The sequence below is a fragment of the Arachnia propionica genome, from assembly GCF_003932785.1.
Taxonomy (GTDB): domain Bacteria; phylum Actinomycetota; class Actinomycetes; order Propionibacteriales; family Propionibacteriaceae; genus Arachnia; species Arachnia propionica_B.
In genome coordinates this window covers 1-1,303 of sequence record NZ_RQYT01000104.1, presented here as the reverse complement: position 1 = coordinate 1,303, position 1,303 = coordinate 1, and the positions used below count along the sequence as shown (strand labels likewise).

Genomic DNA, 1,303 nt, shown 5'->3' with positions numbered 1-1,303 from the left:
ATGCGGGGCATCGCCTCGGAGCGGGAGAGGCCGTCCAGCCCTGCGACGCGGATGCGCACGGCGGAGATGAAGTCCCCGTCGACGAGTTCCTGGGCTCCCTGCAGGGAGACGATGGCGGAGGAGGGTTGCGCTGCCAGTCCTTGGGCGTTCCGGGCCGGGGTGAGGATCTCTCCGGTCTCGGTGACGGTGACTTCGGCGGGGTCGTAGGCCCCCAACGGGACATAGCTCAGGCCATCGTCCAGGTCCTGCGGGGTGTAGGTTCCCACCTCGAACGGAGCAGCGCCGGATTGTTGTCCGTACAGCCCGATCGTCATCTTCCCCGGGGAGCTGCGCCGATAGCTCTGTTCCTGCCCGATGCCAGTCCCATCGGGAGGCTCAGTCCCCAGTTGCATGATGGGGTGCATGAATCCTTGAGGAGTGACTTTGAACGAGGTGCTGGAGGGACTGTTCTCACCTTCTGGCTGCAGCTCAAGTGGACCAAGGCCTTCGCTGTTGTACTGGATGATCGCATAGCGCTCAAGTTCTTGGGAGAGTGATTGATCCCCGGTGGGCCAGGCAATCTCCAGTTCGCCACCGTTGAAAGGGCGGGTTGCAGCGGCGAGGTCCAAGTGGAGATTGCCGACATGTTCCACACCGTTGTCTTTGATCTGGGCGATGCTGACCCGGAGGTCCATCGGCGCGTAGGGCTGAGTATTGCGTAGAAATCCGACGAAGGGACTGTCAACGCCATACCATCCCCATAATGCTGCTCGCTGACCCTTTTGGGAGCCCGGGTACTCTGCAATCCGTGCCTCCAGGGTGGCATCCATGTCCAGTTCTTTCACCATCCCGTCGGCGTCGACGTTTCTGAATCCACTGACCGTGACCGGACCGTGCTCCCGGATCAGTTCGTCGAAGTCTGCCAGCGGTTTCAGGAACTCCCCAGCATCCCCCAAGAGTCTGGCTTCGGCAATTGGGTCAACGGTGAAGATTGTTGAACGTGGTACAGTGACCAGCCACCAAGAGAACTCGATCCCCTGCTGGCTGACCGTCCCGTCGACTGTCAATACGTGTTCATCGGTCTCGATCCTCACCCCCTCCTCAGCGTATCTACCGTCTTTTCCTGACCAGTTTGTGTAGTCGATGAGGATGGTGTTCGTGCGATCCATTACCAGTCGCTCGCCCAAGCCGTCGTTGCCGGTGATGGTCCAGGTGATCTGAAATTTGGTCACGGGGTTTGGTAACTCGGACCATGGGATGAAGAACAGTGGCCAGTTCATCACGTCTCCGGTGGATCCCAGGAAGCCGATCGGGGCTGCGATCT

Annotated in this window: 1 protein-coding gene; it reads right to left on the bottom strand. The window is 60.1% G+C overall.

The window, feature by feature from the left end; all coding sequences use genetic code 11:
• Window positions 1-1,259, bottom strand: a 1,259-nt coding sequence (locus EII35_RS16115) for a hypothetical protein (RefSeq protein WP_221739802.1), incomplete at its 3' end; no start/stop codon positions are given.
• Window positions 1,260-1,303 lie beyond the last annotated feature (44 nt).